This is a genomic window from Burkholderia sp. BCC0044 (assembly GCF_902832955.1).
In the GTDB taxonomy this organism is placed as follows: domain Bacteria; phylum Pseudomonadota; class Gammaproteobacteria; order Burkholderiales; family Burkholderiaceae; genus Burkholderia.
On sequence record NZ_CADFDO010000002.1, the window covers coordinates 1,515,656 to 1,532,617 of the forward strand.

A 16,962-nucleotide genomic window follows, 5' to 3' on the forward strand; every position below is an offset into this window, starting at 1 on the left:
GTGTTACCCCAGCTGGCGAATGTCGACGAAGTGGCCTTCGATCGCCGCGGCCGCCGCCATCGCGGGGCTCACGAGGTGCGTGCGACCGCCCGCGCCCTGCCGGCCTTCGAAGTTGCGGTTCGACGTCGACGCGCAGCGCTCGCCCGGATCGAGCCGGTCGGCGTTCATCGCGAGGCACATCGAGCAGCCCGGCTCGCGCCATTCGAAGCCCGCATCGGTGAACACCTTGTCGAGCCCTTCGCGCTCGGCCTGCGCCTTCACGAGGCCCGAGCCCGGCACGACCATCGCGAGCCGCACGTTCGACGCGACGCGACGGTTCAGCTTCTTCACGACGTACGCGGCCGCGCGGATGTCCTCGATCCGTGCGTTCGTGCACGAGCCGATGAAGATCTTGTCGACCTTGATCGATTCGATCGGCGTGTTCGGCTCGAGCGCCATGTAGGCCAGCGCACGCTCCATCGCGTCGCGCTTGACCGGATCCTTCTCGCGCTCGGGATCGGGCACGCGACCGTCGATCGACGTGACCATTTCCGGCGACGTGCCCCACGTGACCTGCGGGACGATCTCGGCCGCGTTCAGCTCGACCACGCGGTCGAACTGCGCGCCGTCGTCCGACCTGAACTGGCGCCAGTATTCGACGGCCTGATCCCATTCGGCGCCGGTCGGCACGAACGGACGGCCCTTCAGGTAGTCGATCGTCGTGTCGTCCACCGCGACCATGCCTGCGCGCGCGCCGGCCTCGATCGCCATGTTGCAGACGGTCATGCGGCCTTCCATCGTCAGCGCGCGAATGGTCGAGCCGCCGAATTCGATCGCGTAGCCCGTGCCGCCCGCGGTGCCGATCTTGCCGATGATCGCGAGCACGATGTCCTTCGCGGTACAGCCGCGCGGCAACGCGCCCTCGACCTTCACGAGCATGTTCTTGCTCTTCTTCTGCAGCAGCGTCTGCGTCGCGAGCACGTGCTCGACTTCCGACGTGCCGATGCCGTGCGCGAGCGCGCCGAACGCGCCGTGCGTCGACGTATGCGAATCGCCGCACACGATCGTCATGCCCGGCAGCGTCGCGCCCTGTTCCGGCCCGATGATGTGGACGATGCCCTGGCGCACGTCGTTCATCTTGAACTGCGTGATGCCGAATGCGTCGCAGTTCGCGTCGAGCGTGTCGACCTGCAGCTTCGAGACGGGATCGGCGATGCCGTGGCTGCGATCCGTCGTCGGCACGTTGTGGTCCGACACGGCCAGGTTCGCGCTGATGCGCCACACCGGACGGTGCGCGATCTTCAGCCCTTCGAACGCTTGCGGGCTCGTGACTTCATGCAGCAGCTGACGGTCGATGTAGAGCAGGGTCGTGCCGTCTTCCTCGGTGTGGACCACGTGGGTGTTCCACAGTTTGTCGTAGAGAGTCTGTGCCATGGGTATGCGGGGTCGTTGTGACTACAAGCCTTGCGGATGCGGTCGATTATGCCACGCAGAACGCGCCGCGGCGCAGGCCGGACACGAAAAAACCCATTAAAAACAGTGGTTTGGCTGGTAGTGCCAATACCTGTATCGGCATTACCCGGCAAAACGGGGCACGCACGATCCGGCGCGCGAGGGTCGCGCGAACGCGTCGCCGGGATTGCGCGTGTCATGCCCGTATCCGTGCCCTCGCCTAGCCGTTCGGATATTCGCGATTGATCAGCGCGAGCCGCAGCATCGACAGTTGCATGCCGGCGTTGCTCATCAGGTAAAGGTCGCGCCGTCGCATCGCCGGCTGCTGGGCCGATGCATCGTAGGCGCCCGGCAGCGACAGGCCGGCCGGCACCGCCGCCTGCATCCCCGCCGCGTTCGACGCGCGCACGGCGAGCGACGCCTGATCGCGATGCGTGACCACGCCGACCTTGCCGAGCGCCGCGGCCGAACCGACCTGCCTGACGATCGCGGCGGCCATACCGTCGGGCGTCGGTATCAGGCTGCCGGCAGCCGCGGCGGGCGTGGCGATCGACGTCACGCCCGCCGTCAATCCGTACTTCGACGCGAGCACGCTCGCGACTTCCTGCTGCGCGAACACCGGCACCGCGACTTTCTGCCGGAGCTGGAACACCGCATCGGCGATCGCCTCGTTCACGGGGCCCGGCACCGGCGCGGCGGCCGAGGCCCCGGCGCGACTGCCGAAGCCGAACGCGGCAATCGTGTTGATCGCGGCAGCGTCGACGGTCGGCGGCGTCCACGAGAAAAACGTGTCGAGCAGGTAACCGGTTTCGTCGCTGGCGGTCGCGCGATCGTTCAGTTCGTTGGTCAGCTTGCCGAGCATCTGGCGCTGCAGTTCCGCGTCGGAAACGAGCGCGTCGTTCGCGAAAGCGGGCGCAGCGGCGGCGCACGATGCGGCGAGCAACGAAGTGGAAGCCAGGAAATGGCGGCGGTTCGTCATGGTCATGGTCACGGAATTCGAATGAGAAACGACGGAAGGCCTCAGCCCTTCGGGAACGCCTGCATCGTCGCGGTGGTCGCGCGCGTCAGCATCTGCGCATACATGTCGTGCACGAGATAGAGGCTGCGGTTGCGCGTCCACGGCTGGCCCGACTGCGGGTCGTACGTCGTCGGCAGTGGCACCTCGGCAACCGCGGCCGCCTTCATGCCCGCCTGCTGCGAAGTCTGAATACAGCGCTTCGCATGATCGCGATGGCCGACCACCGCGACGGTGCCCATCGACGCCGCGCCGCCCGCGCGCGATACGGCCACGGCCGCGACACCCGCGGTGCTCAGGTACACGATCGAACCGTCGCTCGCGATCACCGGCTCGATCGACGACAGCACGTCGGCGCCGAGCCCGTATTTCGATACGAGAAAGCGCGCGATTTCCCACTGCGCGTACACCTTGACGGGTTTCAACTGGCGGATGCGGAACACGGCGTCCGCGAGCGCTTCGTTCACGGGCCCCGGATCAGGCAGCGCCGACTGGTTGCCGCCGGTGCTCGACGTATTGCCGCTCGCCGCGTTCGGACGGTTGCCGAAGCTGTACGCGACGATCGCGCCGATCTGGGCGGCCGGCGCCGTCGGCAGCGACCACGTGAAGCCGACATCGGTCAGCGCCGGCGCGATCGCATCGACCGTCGCCGCATCGCCGAGCTGGGCGTTCAGTTTCGCGGACATCTGCGCGGCGAGCGCGGCGTCGCCGATCGGCGCCGACGTGACGTCGTCGCCGCCGCATGCGCTGAGCAACGAAGCGGCCACGGCGGCCGGCGCGGCGGAGAGGAACGTTCTGCGGGACGAAGCCGGGGTATGCTGACTCATGAGTGCGAGACGAAAGGATGCGAATGTCGAGCACGCCTGACGACAGGCACGCTCGCAGGATTTCGCGGGGTCAAGGGAAAAGGCCAGCGGACAACCACGCGCGGATCGGCATCGCGACGTATTGCCGACTGACGAAGCGCGATCGTAGGCGGCGTTGGTTAAATTGCGGTGAAAACACCAATCGAATCGGTTCGGCCGCCGCGCCGTTTCGCCGATGGGCGCATCCGTTTCATCGGTGGCGAGCGCATCGAACTTTGTTTCGCCGGTGGCCAGCGCGGCGTTTCGACGTATCGACGCGCGCTACGACGGCGCAACATACGTTCCCGTAATCCGGACCCGGAGCCCGCCATGACGAAGCTCGGCCTGAAGGAATCGCTTGCACGCCTCGACGACGCAGGCACGCTGTTCACGACGCTGTTTCACCACGGCACGCTCGACGTCGAGCTGTACCGGCCGCGCATCGAGGACCGGCAAACGCCGCACCTGCGCGACGAGGTCTACGTGATCGCCGCCGGCACGTCGCGCTTCGTCGTCGACGGCCACGTATGCGACGTCGCGGCCGGCGACGCGCTGTTCGTCCCCGCGCACGCCGAGCATCGCTTCGTCGGCTTCTCCGACGATTTCTCGACGTGGGTGTTCTTCTACGGCCCCGAAGGCGGCGAACGCGGCGCGTGACGCACGACGCACGCGGAACTTTCCCGGCGATCTCCTAGACTGTCTATTCGCAGCGGGCGCCGCATGGCCGCCCCGTCGTCACGCAGCCGGCAGCATTCGGTGCAACGAACAGGAGAACAGCATGCGATATGAACTCTATTACTGGCCCGAGATCCAGGGGCGCGGCGAATACGTGCGGCTCGCGCTCGAAGCGGCCGAAGCCGATTATGTCGACGTCGCGCGCGAATCAGGGCGCGGGATGGGCGTGTCGGCCATGATGCGCATGATGGACAGCGCGAAGGCCGAATGCGTGCCGTTCGCGCCGCCGTTCCTGAAGGCCGGCGACGTGGTCGTCGGGCAGACCGCGAACATCCTGCTGTTTCTCGGCGCGCGGCTGGGGCTCGCGCCCGACGACGAAGCCGGCCGGCTATGGGTGCACCAGATCCAGCTGACCGCCGCCGATTTCATCACCGAGATCCACGACACGCACCATCCGATCGGCAGCGGCCTGTACTACGAGGACCAGCAAGCGGAAGCGGCCGAGCGCGCGGCCGATTTCCTCGAGAACCGGCTGCCGAAATTCCTCGGCTACTTCGAGCGCCTGCTCGAACAGAACCCGCACAAGCGCGGCTATATCGCGGGCAGCATGCTCAGCTATGCGGACCTGACGATGTTCCAGTTGATCGAGGGCCTGCGCTATGCGTTCCCGAAAGCGATGAAGCGCACGGAGCGCAAGGTCGCGGCGCTCATCGCGCTGCACGATCGCGTCGCGCAGCACCCGCCCGTCGCGCGCTACCTCGAGTCGGAACGCCGCATCCCGTTCAACGACATGGGGATCTTCCGGCACTATCCGGAGCTGGACAAGTAACGCGTCGGCACGTACCGCGGAACGTGCGCGCGCGGGGGATTTCACGCAGGGTCAGTGCGGCTGCCCGTGCTGCGCGGCGGCCGCGTCGACGGCCTCGACCGAGCGCGTGAGCCACGGCCCGATGTCCATCTCCTCGTAGCGCACGAGCCTGCTCTTGCGCGCGCGGCGATACGCCCACCAGATCGCGACGAACAGCGGAATCCACACATAGATCGACAGCACTTCCATCCAGTCGATGCGCGCCGCGAAAAACGCCTGGTAATCCTGCCCGAGCGAAATCACGATGCAGATCGCGATCGCGAACAACGGCCCGAACGGAAACCATTTCGCGCGATACGGCAACTGGTCGAGCCGATAGCCCTGCTTCAGGAATCCCTTGCGGAACCGGTAATGGCAGACCGCGATGCCGAGCCACGCGATGAAGCCGGTGATGCCGACCGTATTCAGCAGCCACAGATAGATGCGCTGGTTGTTGGTCAGCGACGTGAGGAAGCACAACCCGCCGACGGCCATCGTCGCGTACAGCGCGTTGCGCGGCACGCCGCCCGGCGACAGCGTCGCGAACATCGCCGGCGCGCGCCCTTCCGATGCGAGGTTGTACAGCATCCGCGTCGCCGCGTAGGTGCCGGAATTGCCGGCCGACAGCACGGCCGTCAGGATCACCAGATTCATCGCGCCGGCCGCGAGCGGGAACCCCGCGTGGCTGAAGACCAGCGTGAACGGGCTCACGCCGATGTCGGTCACGTCGCTCTTCATCGGATCGGTGTACGGCACCAGCAGGCCGATCACGAAGATCGCGAGCACGTAGAACAGCATGATCCGCCAGAAGATCTGCTTCACCGCGCGCGGAATCGTCTGGCGCGGGTTTTCCGATTCGCCGGCCGTGATGCCGACCAGCTCGGTGCCGAGGAACGAGAAGCCCGCGATCAGCGCGACGCTCATCATCGCGTGCACGCCGCCGACGAACGGCGCGTCGCCGGTCGTGAAGTTGCGCCAGCCGACCGGATGCCCGGCGCCGGTATGCCCATCGCCCAGCACGCCGGCCGCGATCAGCAGCCCGGCCGCGATGAACGCGATCACGGTGACGACCTTGATCAGCGAGAACCAGTATTCCGATTCACCGAAGCCGCGCACCGACAGCGTATTGAGCACGAAGATCAGCACGAGAAAACCCGCGCCCCACCACACGCCCGGCACCGACGGAAACCAGTAGCGCATCACGATCTGCGCGGCGACCAGCTCGATCGCGATCGTCACCGCCCAGCTGTACCAGTAGGTCCAGCCGAGCGCGACGCCGAAGCCTTCGTCGACGTACTTCTCGCCATAGATCGCGAACGAGCCCGATACCGGCATCAGCGCGGCCATCTCGCCGAGCCCCGTGACGACGAAGTAGACCATGATTCCGATCGCGACATACGCGGCGATCGCCCCGCCCGGCCCCGCCTGCGCGACCGACGCGCCCGACGCGACGAACAGCCCCGTGCCGATCGAGCCGCCGATCGCGATCATCGCGATGTGACGGCCCTGCAGACGGCGCTTCAGCGTCGTCCCGGACGGTGCGGCCGCCTCCGCTGCCGCTTGCATAGCATCCATAGTGTTCACCCTGATTGTGAGCCGGCCAGCCGATTTGATTGGGAATGCAAATCGATCGACCCGGTCATTCGCATCGAAACCGGCCCTGCCGGGCCGGCTGCATCACACAATGCTGCGCTTGATCGCCTGCAGTTCGGCCGTCGTCACGATCTTCTCGATCCGGAACCGCGGGCTTTCCAGCCACACGTTCGCGATCCGCCGGTATTCGTCGAGATCCTCGCACGCGAGCCGCACGAGAAAATCGAACGTGCCGCTCACCAGCCAGCAATCGAGCACGGCCGGATTCGCGCGCATTTCCTCTTCGAACGGCGCCTGCGAACGCCCGTGGTCGGCCAGCACGATCTGCGCGATCACGACGATCGGCTTGGTCGCGCGCGGCGCGTTGATCACCGCGCGGTACCCTGCGATCACGCCGAGCGCCTCGAGCCGCTCCACGCGCGCCTGGCACGGCCGCGGCGTGAGGTTCACGAGTTCCGACAGCTTCCGGTAGGAAATCCGCCCGTCGGTACGCAGGATGTCGAGGATCCGGAGATCGATCTTGTCGAGCTGCATCTTCTTGTCGGTCATCCGCGTTCGCTCCGGTCGGGTCGTGGCTCGTGCGCGAAGCGTCTGCCGTTCCGCGCGGGGGGCCACATTATCCGGCCGAAGCGGCCGCGCGCCAATCGGCTAGAACCGCAGCGACAGGCAGGTCAGGCCGCCGTCCATCTTGCGGAACTCGCTCGTGTCGATCACGTGCAGCGGCATGCCGAGCGACGCGATCGCGTCATGCACGCGCGGATAACCGGCCGGCGTGATCAGCGTGCCGTTCACGCGCAGCGTGTTGCCCGCGTATTCGTCGGCGGACGAGATCGCGATCCGGCGATAGTCGGCGAACGCCGGATGCGCGGCCAGCGCGTCGGTCACGAGCAGCGTGTCGTCGCCGAGCGCGTTGACGACCGATTTCAGGTGCAGGCCGGCGCCAACCGGCACCGCGACGACCGAATAGCCATGGCGCGACACCAGCGACTCGAACGCGGCGATGCCTTCCGCGTCGGTGCGGCTCGTCAGGCCGATGAAGAAGCGCTTGCCGACCAGCATCACGTCGCCGCCGTCGAGGCGGCCTTGCTGCATCGGCAGCAAGTCGCGATGCACGCGCAGCGCCGCTTCGATATGCGCGGTCTCGCCGCGCCGCGCGGGCGCGCCGGGGCGCGTGATCACCGCGAATTCCGGCGTGACGACCGCGACGTCCTCGACGAAATGCGAATCGGGAAATGCATCCAGCGGCGGCAATTCGGTCAGCTCGACGCCGAGCGTGCGCAGCGCGTCGCAGTACGCGTCGAACTGCGTGAGCGTCTTGTCGTAATCGGGTGCGCCGAGTTCGGCGGTGGTCAGGCCCGCGCCGCAGGACGGCGCGGGACGGCGAACGATCGCTTGCGTGAATTGCATCGACTCCTCCATGATCTGCGCCGCACCCGTGCGGCGCATGGGCCGGCGGCGTTGTGTCCGGACCATTATCGGAAGCCAAATTGCGCAATTCGCGTCGATTTCGGCGGCGCCGACAGCCGATTGCGTCGAATTGCGCGCACCACGCAGCGGATTCGGCAGACGGGCTGCCCGCCGTCTCGCGAACGGCCGTTTTCGCCCGCCGCACGCGCGTTACGCGCCGGGCTCGAATCCCATCTGCGCACGGCCGAGCGCCGTGAGCTCGCCCTCCCCCGCGCGCCCGTCGAAATCGACCTCGAAATGGTCGGCCGGGAAATCGGGCGGGCTGTCGCCACGCAGGAACGCGAGCCGCTGGCGTTGCAGGTACGCGTCGTTCTTCGCGCAGCCGGGCGCGGCCGCGATGTACATCACGTTGCTGTCGCCGCTGCCGCGATGCGCATCCTCGACCGCATGCACGACGTCGCCGTGCCAGAACACCGCGTCGCCCGGCGCCATGTGCGGAATCGGCACCAGCGCGTCGAGCAGCAGCGCGTGCCATTCCGGGCGGATCGACAGCGCGCGGCCGGGACGCGCGCCGCACAGGTCGTCGTCGGCGACGTCGTCCTGCAGCGCGCGCAGCACGACATAGGCCATCGCGTTCGCGACCGGGATCAGCTGCAGCGTGCCGTCGCCGGGGCCCTGCGGCGTCAGCGCGGTCCAGCCCTGGAACGTGCGGAACATCGAACACACGGCCGGCGACGGAATCTCCTCGACGTCGGGGCGGAACGCCGCATCGAACGGATCGTAGTCGCGCCAGCGGCCAGCCAGCACGTGGCGATAGACCTGCCGGAAATTCGCGCCGAGCCAGCGCTCGACCGAGCCGCCGTCGACGTGCGGCGACAGCCCGAGCGACGTCGAACCGGGCGGCCGGCGGCGAATCCGGTCCGCATACGCGGGCACCTGGTCGGGATCGAAATGCGTGCGTGCGCCGTCCGCATGCCGCCACAGACGGTTCAGGAACACGCGCGCCTGCGTGAGCGCCGGCGACTGGCGCGCGGCCACCTGCGGCTTCGACCAGTACACGCCGTAGATCTGCGGCTTGCCCGACGCGAGGTTGCCGAAATAGCGGTCTTCCGCGCGCGCATGCAGCCGGTCGGTGAAACGGTTCGCATCCAGGTAGGCGCCAATCTCGTCGTTCCAGTCGCGTGCCTGCTGCGCATCGAACACGCCGCGGATCACCGCCGCGCCGTGCGTGCGGATCGCGGCTATCGTCCGCGGATCGACGCGGCCGTTCGCGATATCCGGGAATTGCAGCACCGGAATCACGTCATCGCCGTGCGCGTGCGCGCGGCGGATCGCGTCGACCTGCCGCGCGATGTCGCCTTCCAGCTCGCGGAACGTGGCCGCGTAACCGGGCAGGTCGGCGCGCAGCGCCCGTTTCGCCGTGCGGATCGCCGCCGGCAGATCGTCAATCGTCAGTTGCATCGCTCGTCTCCTCACTGGATCGTGTTTTGATGAGCACTCAGCGTACGGCCGTCGCGGGGTCGCCATCGATACTATCCAGCCAACAATCGATACAATCCTGACAATCGTGCGTCACTCGGGACGATGGCAGACCACGCAGAGCTTGTTGCCGTCCGGGTCGCGAAAATAGGCGCCGTAGTAGTCGCGGTGATAGTGCGGCCGCAGGCCCGGCGGCCCTTCGCAGGCGCCGCCCTGCCGCAGCGCGAGCGCGTGGCAGCGATCGACGTGCGCGCGGGTCGGCGCATCGAACGCGATCGTCTGGCCGTTGCCCGGTTCGGGCGGGCGGCCATCGAGCGGCTTGCCGACGAAGAACAGCGGCCGCTCGGCGTCGGCCGGCATCCAGCCCGACCAGCCGTCCGGCTCGCGGAATTTCAGGCGCAGCCCGAGTTCCGCGAACAGCGGCGCGTAGAAATCGTAGGCGCGCGCCGTATCGCGGACGCCCACGCAAACATGTGAAAACATGGCATCGCTCCGTGGTGACGATCGCTCACGATCATGCCACGACGCGCTGCCCGCCCCTTCCGGAGGCCGCGATGAAACCGCAATACGAGCACGTGACGTTCGCGTCCGGCTGTTCGATCCGCGTCTATCACCGTCAGCTCGCGCGCATTCCGTTCGAATGGCATCGCCATCCCGAGTACGAACTGACGCTCACGCTCAACAGCCGCGGCCAGCGCTTCATCGGCGACCACGTCGCGCGCTACGCGGACGACGATCTCGTGCTCGTGCCGCCGAACCTGCCGCATACGTGGTCGTCGAACGCGCGCATCGATCGCGACGCGCCCGAGGTCGCGCTCGTCGTCTGGTTCGACGGAGACTGGGTGCGGCGGCTGGCCGACTGCTGCCCCGAATACGCGCCGCTGCGCTCGCTGCTGCGGCGCGCGGCGCCAGGCCTGCACTTCGACGTGGAGACGGCCCGCGCGATGCGCGCACGGCTGCCGCGGTTGCTCGATCCGTCGCCGCGCGTGCGGCTCGCGGCCACGCTCGACACGCTTGCCGATCTCGCGGAAGCCGGCGGCGAACCGCTCGCCACCGCGCACGCGTACGACCGGCCCGACGGCGCACCGTCGCCCGCCGACCTGGCCGCGCCCGAAGCCGAACGCCTCGATCGCGTGCTCGACGCGATCGACCGGCATTTCCACGAACCGCTGCGCATCGACGCACTCGCCGCTGTCGCGCACCTGTCCGAACGCACGCTGCAGCGGCTGTTCGCGCGTCATCTCGGCGAAAGCGTCGGCCGCTACGTGCAACGGCTGCGGCTCGCGCACGCATGCCGTCATCTCGTCGGCACCGACTGGCCGATCGCGACGGTGGCCGCGCGCTGCGGCATTCCGAATGCCGCGAACTTCAACCGCCAGTTTCTCGCCGCGCGCGGCACGACGCCCGGCGCGTACCGGCAATTCTTCAAGCAGCACGGCCATGCGCCCGACGACGATGCGCCTGCGCTCAACACACGGCCGCCGTCGCTGGAGCGCCGCCCCGCGCACGGCCGGGAACACGGCCAACGTCGGCCGCACAAATGAAAACACCCCGACGGGCTGACCCGTCGGGGTGTCGTGGCGTGGCGATTGCCGGACGCGAGCGGCCTGCCGGCCGTTCGCGCCGCACACGGCTTAACGTGCGTCGATCGGCTTCGCTTCGCGCGGCGTATCGCCGACGAACAGCTGGCGCGGGCGGCCGATCTTCTGCTCGGGATCGGCGATCATTTCGTTCCACTGCGCGATCCAGCCGACCGTACGTGCCATCGCGAAGATACACGTGAACATCGACGTCGGGATGCCCAGCGCGCGCTGAACGATACCCGAGTAGAAGTCGACGTTCGGGTACAGCTTGCGCGACACGAAGTATTCGTCTTCCAGCGCGATCTTCTCGAGCTGCATCGCGAGCTTGAACAGCGGGTCGTCGTGCAGGCCCAGTTCGTTCAGCACTTCGTAGCACGTCTCGCGCATCAGCTTCGCACGCGGGTCGTAGTTCTTGTACACGCGATGGCCGAAGCCCATCAGCTTCACGCCCGAATTCTTGTCCTTCACCTGCTTGATGAATTCGGGGATGTTGTCCGGCGAACCGATCTGCTCGAGCATGTTCAGCGCGGCTTCGTTCGCACCACCGTGCGCCGGGCCCCACAGACACGCGATACCAGCCGCGATACACGCGAACGGGTTCGCGCCCGACGAACCGGCCAGGCGGACCGTCGACGTCGATGCGTTCTGCTCGTGATCGGCGTGCAGGATCAGGATACGGTCGAGCGCGCGGACGAGCACGTCGTTGACCTTGTACTCTTCGCACGGGTTCGAGAACATCATGTGCATGAAGTTCGCGCTGTACGACAGCGAGTTCTTCGGATACACGAACGGCTGGCCGATGCTGTACTTGTACGCCATCGCGACGAGCGTCGGCAGCTTCGCGATCATGCGGATCGCCGACACTTCACGGTGACGCGGGTCGTTGATGTCGAGCGAGTCGTGGTAGAACGCGGACAGCGCGCCGACCGCGGCGACCAGGATCGCCATCGGGTGCGCGTCGCGGCGGAAGCCACGGAAGAAGAAGTGCATCTGCTCGTGCACCATCGTGTGCTTCGTGACGGTGTCGACGAATTCCTTCTTCTGCGCGGCGTTCGGCAGCTCGCCCTTCAGCAGCAGGTAGCAGCTTTCGAGGAAGTCGGCGTTCTGCGCGAGGTTGTCGATCGGGTAGCCGCGATACAGCAGCTCGCCCTTGTCGCCGTCGATGTAGGTGATCGCCGAATTACAAGCTGCCGTCGACATGAAGCCCGGGTCGTACGTGAACTTGCCGGTCTGGCCGTACAGCTTGCGGATGTCGATTACGTCCGGGCCCATCGTGCCCTTGTAGATCGGCAGTTCGACGCTCGGCGAATTGTCGCTGAACGATAGCGTGGCTTTAACATCAGACGGAGTCATGGCACATCCTCAATCGAAATAAAGAAACGGGATTCGATAACGGGCACAACGTGTTACACCTTGGCGTTACACGTTGCGCAGCATCTCCAACAGCCTGTGAATGTCCGGGCTGTCTAGGTCGCCCTCTGGTTCCTTGCGCGCGAGGAGCAAGTCCATCAGGTCGTTGTCGCTCAGATCGAGCAGGCGCGACAACGCGCCTACGTCTGCATCGGTGAGGTCATGCTCGTATCTGCTGAAGAATCGTTCGAAAACGATGTCGTTCTCCAGCAGACCCCGCCGCGCGCGCCAGCGAAGGCGCGCGCGACGGTGCGGGTCGGATTGATGCGAATCGTCGCTCATCAATCTTTATACCGCGCGGCGAACCATCAGTTCCTTGATCTTGCCGATCGCCTTCGTCGGGTTCAGGCCCTTCGGGCAAACGTCGACGCAGTTCATGATCGTGTGGCAACGGAACAGACGGTACGGGTCTTCCAGGTTGTCGAGACGCTCGCCGGTGGCGGTGTCGCGGCTGTCCGCGATGAAGCGGTAAGCCTGCAGCAGGCCGGCCGGGCCGACGAACTTGTCCGGGTTCCACCAGAAGCTCGGGCACGACGTCGAGCAGCTCGCGCACAGAATGCACTCGTACACGCCGTCAAGCTCGTCGCGCTCTTCCGGCGACTGGAGGCGTTCCTTCTCCGGCGGCGGCGCGTCGTTGATCAGGTACGGCTTGATCGAGTGGTACTGGTTGAAGAAGTGCGTCATGTCGACGATCAGGTCGCGCACGACGGGCAGGCCCGGCAGCGGACGCAGCACGATCTTCTGCGGCAGGTCGTTCAGGTTCGTCAGGCACGCGAGACCGTTCTTGCCGTTGATGTTCATCGCGTCCGAACCGCACACGCCTTCGCGGCACGAGCGGCGGAACGACAGCGTCTCGTCCAGTGCCTTCAGCTTGACCAGTGCGTCGAGCAGCATGCGCTCATGCTGGATCTCGAGCTCGTACGTCTGCATGCGCGGCGCTGCGTCCTTGTCCGGATCGTAGCGGTAGACTTCAAAAATGCGTTTTGCCATTTCGGATTCCCTTTGACTCGGCTTAGAACGTGCGCGGCTTCGGCGGCACGGATTCGACCGTCAGCGGCTTCATTTGAACCGGCTTGTAGTCGAGGCGATCGCCTTCGCTGTACCACAGCGTGTGGCGCAGCCAGTTGTCGTCGTCGCGGTGCTCGTAGTCGCTGTGCGCGTGCGCGCCGCGGCTTTCCTTGCGCGCTTCCGCCGACACCATCGTCGCGCGGGCCACTTCGATCAGGTTCTCCAGCTCGAGCGCTTCGACGCGCGCGGTGTTGAACACCTTCGACTTGTCCTTCAGATGGATGTTTTCCACGCGCGCCTTCAGGCCGGCCATCTGGTCGACGCCTTCCTTCAGCAGCGCCGACGTGCGGAACACGCCTGCGTGCTTCTGCATCGTCGCGCGGATGTCGTTCGCGACGTCCTGCGTGTATTCGCCCGAGCTCGACTTGTCGAGCTTGTTCAGGCGCGCCAGCGAGAACTCGCCCGCATCGGCCGGCAGCGGCTTGTGTTCCTTCTGGTTCTTCACGTGCTCGACGATGTGGTTGCCGGCCGCACGGCCGAACACCACGAGGTCCAGCAGCGAGTTCGTGCCGAGGCGGTTCGCGCCGTGCACGGACACGCACGAGCACTCGCCCACTGCGTAGAAGCCGTTGACCGGATCCTTGTGACCGCCGCGCGACGTGCCGACGACCTGACCGTGGATGTTGGTCGGGATGCCGCCCATCTGGTAGTGGATCGTCGGGACGACCGGGATCGGTTCCTTGATCGCGTCGACGTTCGCGAACTTCAGCGCGATTTCGCGGATCGACGGCAGACGCTTCATGATCGTCTCGGCGCCGATGTGCGACAGGTCGAGCAGCACGTGATCCTTGTTCGGACCGACGCCGCGACCTTCCTTGATTTCCTGGTCCATCGAACGCGACACGAAGTCACGCGGCGCCAGATCCTTCAGCGTCGGCGCGTAGCGCTCCATGAAGCGCTCGCCGTCCGCGTTGCGCAGGATACCGCCTTCGCCGCGCACGCCTTCGGTGATCAGCACGCCCGCGCCGGCCACGCCGGTCGGGTGGAACTGCCAGAACTCCATGTCCTGCAGCGCGATGCCCGAGCGCGCCGCCATGCCGAGGCCGTCGCCGGTGTTGATGAACGCGTTGGTCGATGCCGCGAAGATCCGGCCTGCGCCGCCCGTCGCGAACAGCGTCGTCTTGCCTTCCATGATGTAGACGTCGCCCGTCTCCATCTCGAGGGCCGTCACGCCGAGCACGTCGCCGTCCGCGTCGCGGATCAGGTCGAGCGCCATCCATTCGACGAAGAACTGCGTCTTCGCCTCGACGTTCTGCTGGTACAGCGTGTGCAGCAGCGCGTGACCGGTACGGTCGGCGGCCGCGCACGCGCGCTGGACCGGCTTCTCGCCGTAGTTCGCGGTGTGGCCGCCAAACGGGCGCTGGTAGATCGTGCCGTCCGCGTTGCGGTCGAACGGCATGCCGAAGTGTTCGAGTTCGTACACGACGTTCGGCGCTTCACGGCACATGAATTCGATCGCGTCCTGGTCGCCGAGCCAGTCGGAGCCCTTGATCGTGTCGTAGAAGTGGAAGTGCCAGTTGTCTTCGCTCATGTTGCCGAGCGACGCGCCGATCCCGCCTTGCGCGGCCACCGTGTGCGAACGCGTCGGGAACACCTTCGACAGCACGCCGACCGACAGGCCCGCGCGCGACAGTTGCAGCGCTGCGCGCAAGCCGGAGCCGCCTGCGCCGACGATCACGACGTCAAACTTGCGGCGCGGGAGGGAAGTTTTGATTGCAGCCATTCTTTACACTCTCCAGAGAATCTGCGCGGCGTAGCCCGCACATGCGAGCAGCCAGACGATGGTCAGCGATTGCAGCAGCAGGCGCACACCGACGGGCTTCACGTAGTCCATCCAGATGTCGCGCACGCCGACCCATGCGTGGTAGAAGAGGGAAAGCAGCATCACGAAGGTCGCGAGCTTCATCCATTGCGCGGCGAAGATCGAAGCCCAGCCTTCGTACGAAAAATCGTGCGCGCCGAAGAACAGGACGAGCAGAATGACCGTGTAGACCGCCATGATCGTGGCGGTGACGCGCTGCGCGAGCCAGTCGCGCAGGCCGTAGTGAGCGCCGACGACGAGGCGCTTCGAGCCGATTCGGTTGTTGGCTGCCATTTTCTTAGAATGCTCCGAACAGTTTGAGTGCCATGGCGATCGTCAGCGCGATCGAGACGACAAAGACGACGACGGCCGTCCGCTTGCCGCCTTCCTTCGTGACGGCGTCGTGGTTGACGTCCATCAGCAGGTGGCGAATACCGGCGCAGAAATGGTGGAAGAAGGCCCACGACAACGCGAGGACGATCAGCTTGACGACGATGTTGGAGAGGAAAGCCTTGAAGACTTCGAAGCTGAGCTCGGAGGTGAGGCTCTGGTCGAAGAGGAACAGCAGGAACGGCAGGAACAGGAACAGCAGCGCGCCGCTGATACGATGGAGAATCGACAATATCGCCGCCAGGGGCATGCGATATTTCAACGTGATGTCGCCGATTCCGATGTTCCGGTATTCCGGCCTCGGCTTTCTTACTGCGTCAGTCATGCTAGACCCCTACTATGTTGTCACACTAATCCGCGATTTTAGCGCCTTTTTATATCGCGCTGCAGCGAAAGTCTGCTCTGGATCATTGCGCGAACACGAACAAAGGCGGCCCGAAACGTGCTTCGCGCGCGTGGGAAACGCGAATGCACGCGGCTGAGCCAAACGTCGTCAGCTCAAGTCATTCTGATAGTAGTACCCGGTTGTGACATACCAGCCGCGCCGCACTTCCACCGGCCGGTCCCCGTACGTATAGGACACGCGCTCGACCGACAGCAGCGGGAAGCCCGCCGGCACGTGCAGCAGGTCAGCCACCGCCGGATCCGCCGCGACCGCGCGGATCTTCTCCGTCGCGCGGATCATCCGCGTACCGAACTCCGTCTCGAACATCGCGTAGAGCGGCCCCTTGTACTCGCTGAGCCGCTCGAACGTGAGCCCGCGGAACATCGTGCCCGGCAGCCAGATCTCGTCGAGCACCGTCACTTCGCTGTCGAACTCCAGCAGGCGGCGCACCTGCACGACCGGATCGGCGGGCTTCAGGTCGAGCTGCCGCGCGATCTCGGCCGGCGCGCGCAGGCGTCGGCATTCGAGCAGGCGGCTCACGTGCGGATGCTCGGCGCCGTCGTCGGCCAGCAGACGCAGGAAGCGGAATTGCGCGCGATCCTCGTTGTGCGTTGCAACAAAAGTGCCCTTACCCTGACGCCGGACCACGAGGTTTTCGGCGGCCAGCTCGTCGATCGCCTTGCGCACGGTGCCCTGGCTGACCTTGTAGCGGGCCGCGAGCTCCACTTCGCTGGGGATGATCTCGCCCGGCTTCCATTCACCGGATTCGAGACTTTGCGTGATCAATGACTTGATCTGCTGGTATAACGGGCTGAACGTCGGCGACGCGGAGACCGCGGGCGAGGCCGCGGCATCGCCCGCGCCCGGCTGCCCTGGGCCGCCTGCGCCGGTCTGATTCGCGGTGTTCGCCTGGTTCGATGTCATGGCGCGCATTTCATCACAAACCGCTCTTTTTCGTCCACTCAATTTCCGCAAAACATCTGTCTTATATAAGACATATGATACCGTTTGACTTTGCGCGTGACGGCTCCTA

At 66.0% G+C, this 16,962-nt stretch carries 18 protein-coding genes; 3 read left to right on the forward strand and 15 right to left on the reverse strand.

Annotation, left to right across the window (positions count from 1 at the left end):
- Positions 1 to 3: 3 nt before the first annotated feature.
- The 3 genes from leuC to HWX14_RS15250 form a co-directional block, all read right to left on the reverse strand.
- On the reverse strand, positions 4 to 1,413 hold the full coding sequence (leuC, locus tag HWX14_RS15240; protein WP_175883459.1) for a 3-isopropylmalate dehydratase large subunit: 1,410 nt from the start codon (positions 1,411 to 1,413) through the stop codon (positions 4 to 6).
- A 238-nt stretch (positions 1,414 to 1,651) separates the two neighbouring features.
- Positions 1,652 to 2,410 carry a Tat pathway signal protein gene (locus HWX14_RS15245; RefSeq protein WP_175883600.1) on the reverse strand — a complete coding sequence of 253 codons (759 nt, stop codon included), beginning with the start codon at positions 2,408 to 2,410 and terminating at the stop codon, positions 1,652 to 1,654.
- A gap of 41 nt (positions 2,411 to 2,451) precedes the next feature.
- The gene (locus tag HWX14_RS15250; protein ID WP_175883460.1) at positions 2,452 to 3,273 is read right to left on the reverse strand and encodes a hypothetical protein; all 822 of its coding nucleotides are present in this window, start codon (positions 3,271 to 3,273) and stop codon (positions 2,452 to 2,454) included.
- A 348-nt stretch (positions 3,274 to 3,621) separates the two neighbouring features.
- Here HWX14_RS15250 and HWX14_RS15255 point away from each other — a divergent pair, with 348 nt between their 5' ends.
- Both HWX14_RS15255 and HWX14_RS15260 read left to right on the forward strand, forming a co-directional pair.
- A complete protein-coding gene (locus HWX14_RS15255; RefSeq protein ID WP_175883461.1) occupies positions 3,622 to 3,948 on the forward strand; it encodes a cupin domain-containing protein in 327 nt (108 codons plus the stop codon).
- 121 nt (positions 3,949 to 4,069) lie between these two features.
- Entirely contained in the window at positions 4,070 to 4,795 is a 726-nt protein-coding gene (locus tag HWX14_RS15260) for a glutathione S-transferase (protein WP_175883462.1), read from the forward strand.
- 51 nt (positions 4,796 to 4,846) lie between these two features.
- On the opposite strand, the gene HWX14_RS15265 is transcribed toward HWX14_RS15260, so the two are convergent.
- The 5 genes from HWX14_RS15265 to HWX14_RS15285 all read right to left on the reverse strand — a co-directional run bounded on the left by HWX14_RS15265 (position 4,847) and on the right by HWX14_RS15285 (position 9,775).
- A complete protein-coding gene (locus HWX14_RS15265) occupies positions 4,847 to 6,388 on the reverse strand; it encodes an amino acid permease (RefSeq protein WP_175883463.1) in 1,542 nt (513 codons plus the stop codon).
- A 102-nt stretch (positions 6,389 to 6,490) separates the two neighbouring features.
- A complete protein-coding gene (locus tag HWX14_RS15270; RefSeq protein ID WP_175883464.1) occupies positions 6,491 to 6,955 on the reverse strand; it encodes an Lrp/AsnC family transcriptional regulator in 465 nt (154 codons plus the stop codon).
- Positions 6,956 to 7,054: 99 nt separating this feature from the next.
- Complete coding sequence (locus HWX14_RS15275; protein WP_175883465.1) at positions 7,055 to 7,813, reverse strand: arginine deiminase family protein; 759 nt, start codon at positions 7,811 to 7,813, stop codon at positions 7,055 to 7,057.
- Between the two features lie 210 nt (positions 7,814 to 8,023).
- Positions 8,024 to 9,274 (reverse strand): DUF1479 domain-containing protein, encoded by a 1,251-nt coding sequence (locus HWX14_RS15280; protein ID WP_175883466.1) that lies wholly within the window; start codon positions 9,272 to 9,274, stop codon positions 8,024 to 8,026.
- Between the two features lie 111 nt (positions 9,275 to 9,385).
- Complete coding sequence (locus HWX14_RS15285; protein WP_175883467.1) at positions 9,386 to 9,775, reverse strand: VOC family protein; 390 nt, start codon at positions 9,773 to 9,775, stop codon at positions 9,386 to 9,388.
- Positions 9,776 to 9,846: 71 nt separating this feature from the next.
- Here HWX14_RS15285 and HWX14_RS15290 point away from each other — a divergent pair, with 71 nt between their 5' ends.
- Positions 9,847 to 10,836 carry an AraC family transcriptional regulator gene (locus HWX14_RS15290; protein ID WP_175883468.1) on the forward strand — a complete coding sequence of 330 codons (990 nt, stop codon included), beginning with the start codon at positions 9,847 to 9,849 and terminating at the stop codon, positions 10,834 to 10,836.
- Between the two features lie 90 nt (positions 10,837 to 10,926).
- On the opposite strand, the gene gltA is transcribed toward HWX14_RS15290, so the two are convergent.
- The 7 genes from gltA to HWX14_RS15325 all read right to left on the reverse strand — a co-directional run bounded on the left by gltA (position 10,927) and on the right by HWX14_RS15325 (position 16,862).
- On the reverse strand, positions 10,927 to 12,228 hold the full coding sequence (gene gltA, locus HWX14_RS15295) for a citrate synthase (protein WP_006479350.1): 1,302 nt from the start codon (positions 12,226 to 12,228) through the stop codon (positions 10,927 to 10,929).
- A 66-nt stretch (positions 12,229 to 12,294) separates the two neighbouring features.
- Positions 12,295 to 12,567, reverse strand: coding sequence for a succinate dehydrogenase assembly factor 2 (locus tag HWX14_RS15300; RefSeq protein ID WP_057923949.1), 273 nt, complete (start codon positions 12,565 to 12,567; stop codon positions 12,295 to 12,297).
- 6 nt (positions 12,568 to 12,573) lie between these two features.
- Positions 12,574 to 13,275: a succinate dehydrogenase iron-sulfur subunit gene (locus HWX14_RS15305; RefSeq protein WP_006479352.1), complete on the reverse strand. Its 702-nt coding sequence runs from the start codon at positions 13,273 to 13,275 to the stop codon at positions 12,574 to 12,576.
- A gap of 22 nt (positions 13,276 to 13,297) precedes the next feature.
- A complete protein-coding gene (gene sdhA, locus HWX14_RS15310) occupies positions 13,298 to 15,076 on the reverse strand; it encodes a succinate dehydrogenase flavoprotein subunit (protein ID WP_175883469.1) in 1,779 nt (592 codons plus the stop codon).
- Between the two features lie 3 nt (positions 15,077 to 15,079).
- On the reverse strand, positions 15,080 to 15,448 hold the full coding sequence (gene sdhD, locus HWX14_RS15315) for a succinate dehydrogenase, hydrophobic membrane anchor protein (protein ID WP_006487767.1): 369 nt from the start codon (positions 15,446 to 15,448) through the stop codon (positions 15,080 to 15,082).
- 4 nt (positions 15,449 to 15,452) lie between these two features.
- Positions 15,453 to 15,869 (reverse strand): succinate dehydrogenase, cytochrome b556 subunit, encoded by a 417-nt coding sequence (gene sdhC, locus HWX14_RS15320; RefSeq protein ID WP_023474464.1) that lies wholly within the window; start codon positions 15,867 to 15,869, stop codon positions 15,453 to 15,455.
- Between the two features lie 168 nt (positions 15,870 to 16,037).
- Positions 16,038 to 16,862 (reverse strand): GntR family transcriptional regulator, encoded by an 825-nt coding sequence (locus tag HWX14_RS15325; RefSeq protein WP_175883470.1) that lies wholly within the window; start codon positions 16,860 to 16,862, stop codon positions 16,038 to 16,040.
- Positions 16,863 to 16,962 lie beyond the last annotated feature (100 nt).

Coding starts and splice junctions, on each gene's coding strand:
- HWX14_RS15290 (WP_175883468.1), top strand. CDS start 9,847: ATGAAACCGCAATACGAGCACGTGACGTTCGCGTCCGGCTGTTCGATC.
- HWX14_RS15270 (WP_175883464.1), bottom strand. CDS start 6,955: ATGACCGACAAGAAGATGCAGCTCGACAAGATCGATCTCCGGATCCTC.
- leuC (WP_175883459.1), bottom strand. CDS start 1,413: ATGGCACAGACTCTCTACGACAAACTGTGGAACACCCACGTGGTCCAC.
- HWX14_RS15245 (WP_175883600.1), bottom strand. CDS start 2,410: ATGACGAACCGCCGCCATTTCCTGGCTTCCACTTCGTTGCTCGCCGCA.
- HWX14_RS15275 (WP_175883465.1), bottom strand. CDS start 7,813: ATGCAATTCACGCAAGCGATCGTTCGCCGTCCCGCGCCGTCCTGCGGC.
- HWX14_RS15285 (WP_175883467.1), bottom strand. CDS start 9,775: ATGTTTTCACATGTTTGCGTGGGCGTCCGCGATACGGCGCGCGCCTAC.
- HWX14_RS15280 (WP_175883466.1), bottom strand. CDS start 9,274: ATGCAACTGACGATTGACGATCTGCCGGCGGCGATCCGCACGGCGAAA.
- HWX14_RS15300 (WP_057923949.1), bottom strand. CDS start 12,567: ATGAGCGACGATTCGCATCAATCCGACCCGCACCGTCGCGCGCGCCTT.
- HWX14_RS15255 (WP_175883461.1), top strand. CDS start 3,622: ATGACGAAGCTCGGCCTGAAGGAATCGCTTGCACGCCTCGACGACGCA.
- sdhA (WP_175883469.1), bottom strand. CDS start 15,076: ATGGCTGCAATCAAAACTTCCCTCCCGCGCCGCAAGTTTGACGTCGTG.
- sdhC (WP_023474464.1), bottom strand. CDS start 15,869: ATGACTGACGCAGTAAGAAAGCCGAGGCCGGAATACCGGAACATCGGA.
- sdhD (WP_006487767.1), bottom strand. CDS start 15,448: ATGGCAGCCAACAACCGAATCGGCTCGAAGCGCCTCGTCGTCGGCGCT.
- HWX14_RS15260 (WP_175883462.1), top strand. CDS start 4,070: ATGCGATATGAACTCTATTACTGGCCCGAGATCCAGGGGCGCGGCGAA.
- HWX14_RS15325 (WP_175883470.1), bottom strand. CDS start 16,862: ATGCGCGCCATGACATCGAACCAGGCGAACACCGCGAATCAGACCGGC.
- HWX14_RS15265 (WP_175883463.1), bottom strand. CDS start 6,388: ATGGATGCTATGCAAGCGGCAGCGGAGGCGGCCGCACCGTCCGGGACG.
- HWX14_RS15305 (WP_006479352.1), bottom strand. CDS start 13,275: ATGGCAAAACGCATTTTTGAAGTCTACCGCTACGATCCGGACAAGGAC.
- gltA (WP_006479350.1), bottom strand. CDS start 12,228: ATGACTCCGTCTGATGTTAAAGCCACGCTATCGTTCAGCGACAATTCG.
- HWX14_RS15250 (WP_175883460.1), bottom strand. CDS start 3,273: ATGAGTCAGCATACCCCGGCTTCGTCCCGCAGAACGTTCCTCTCCGCC.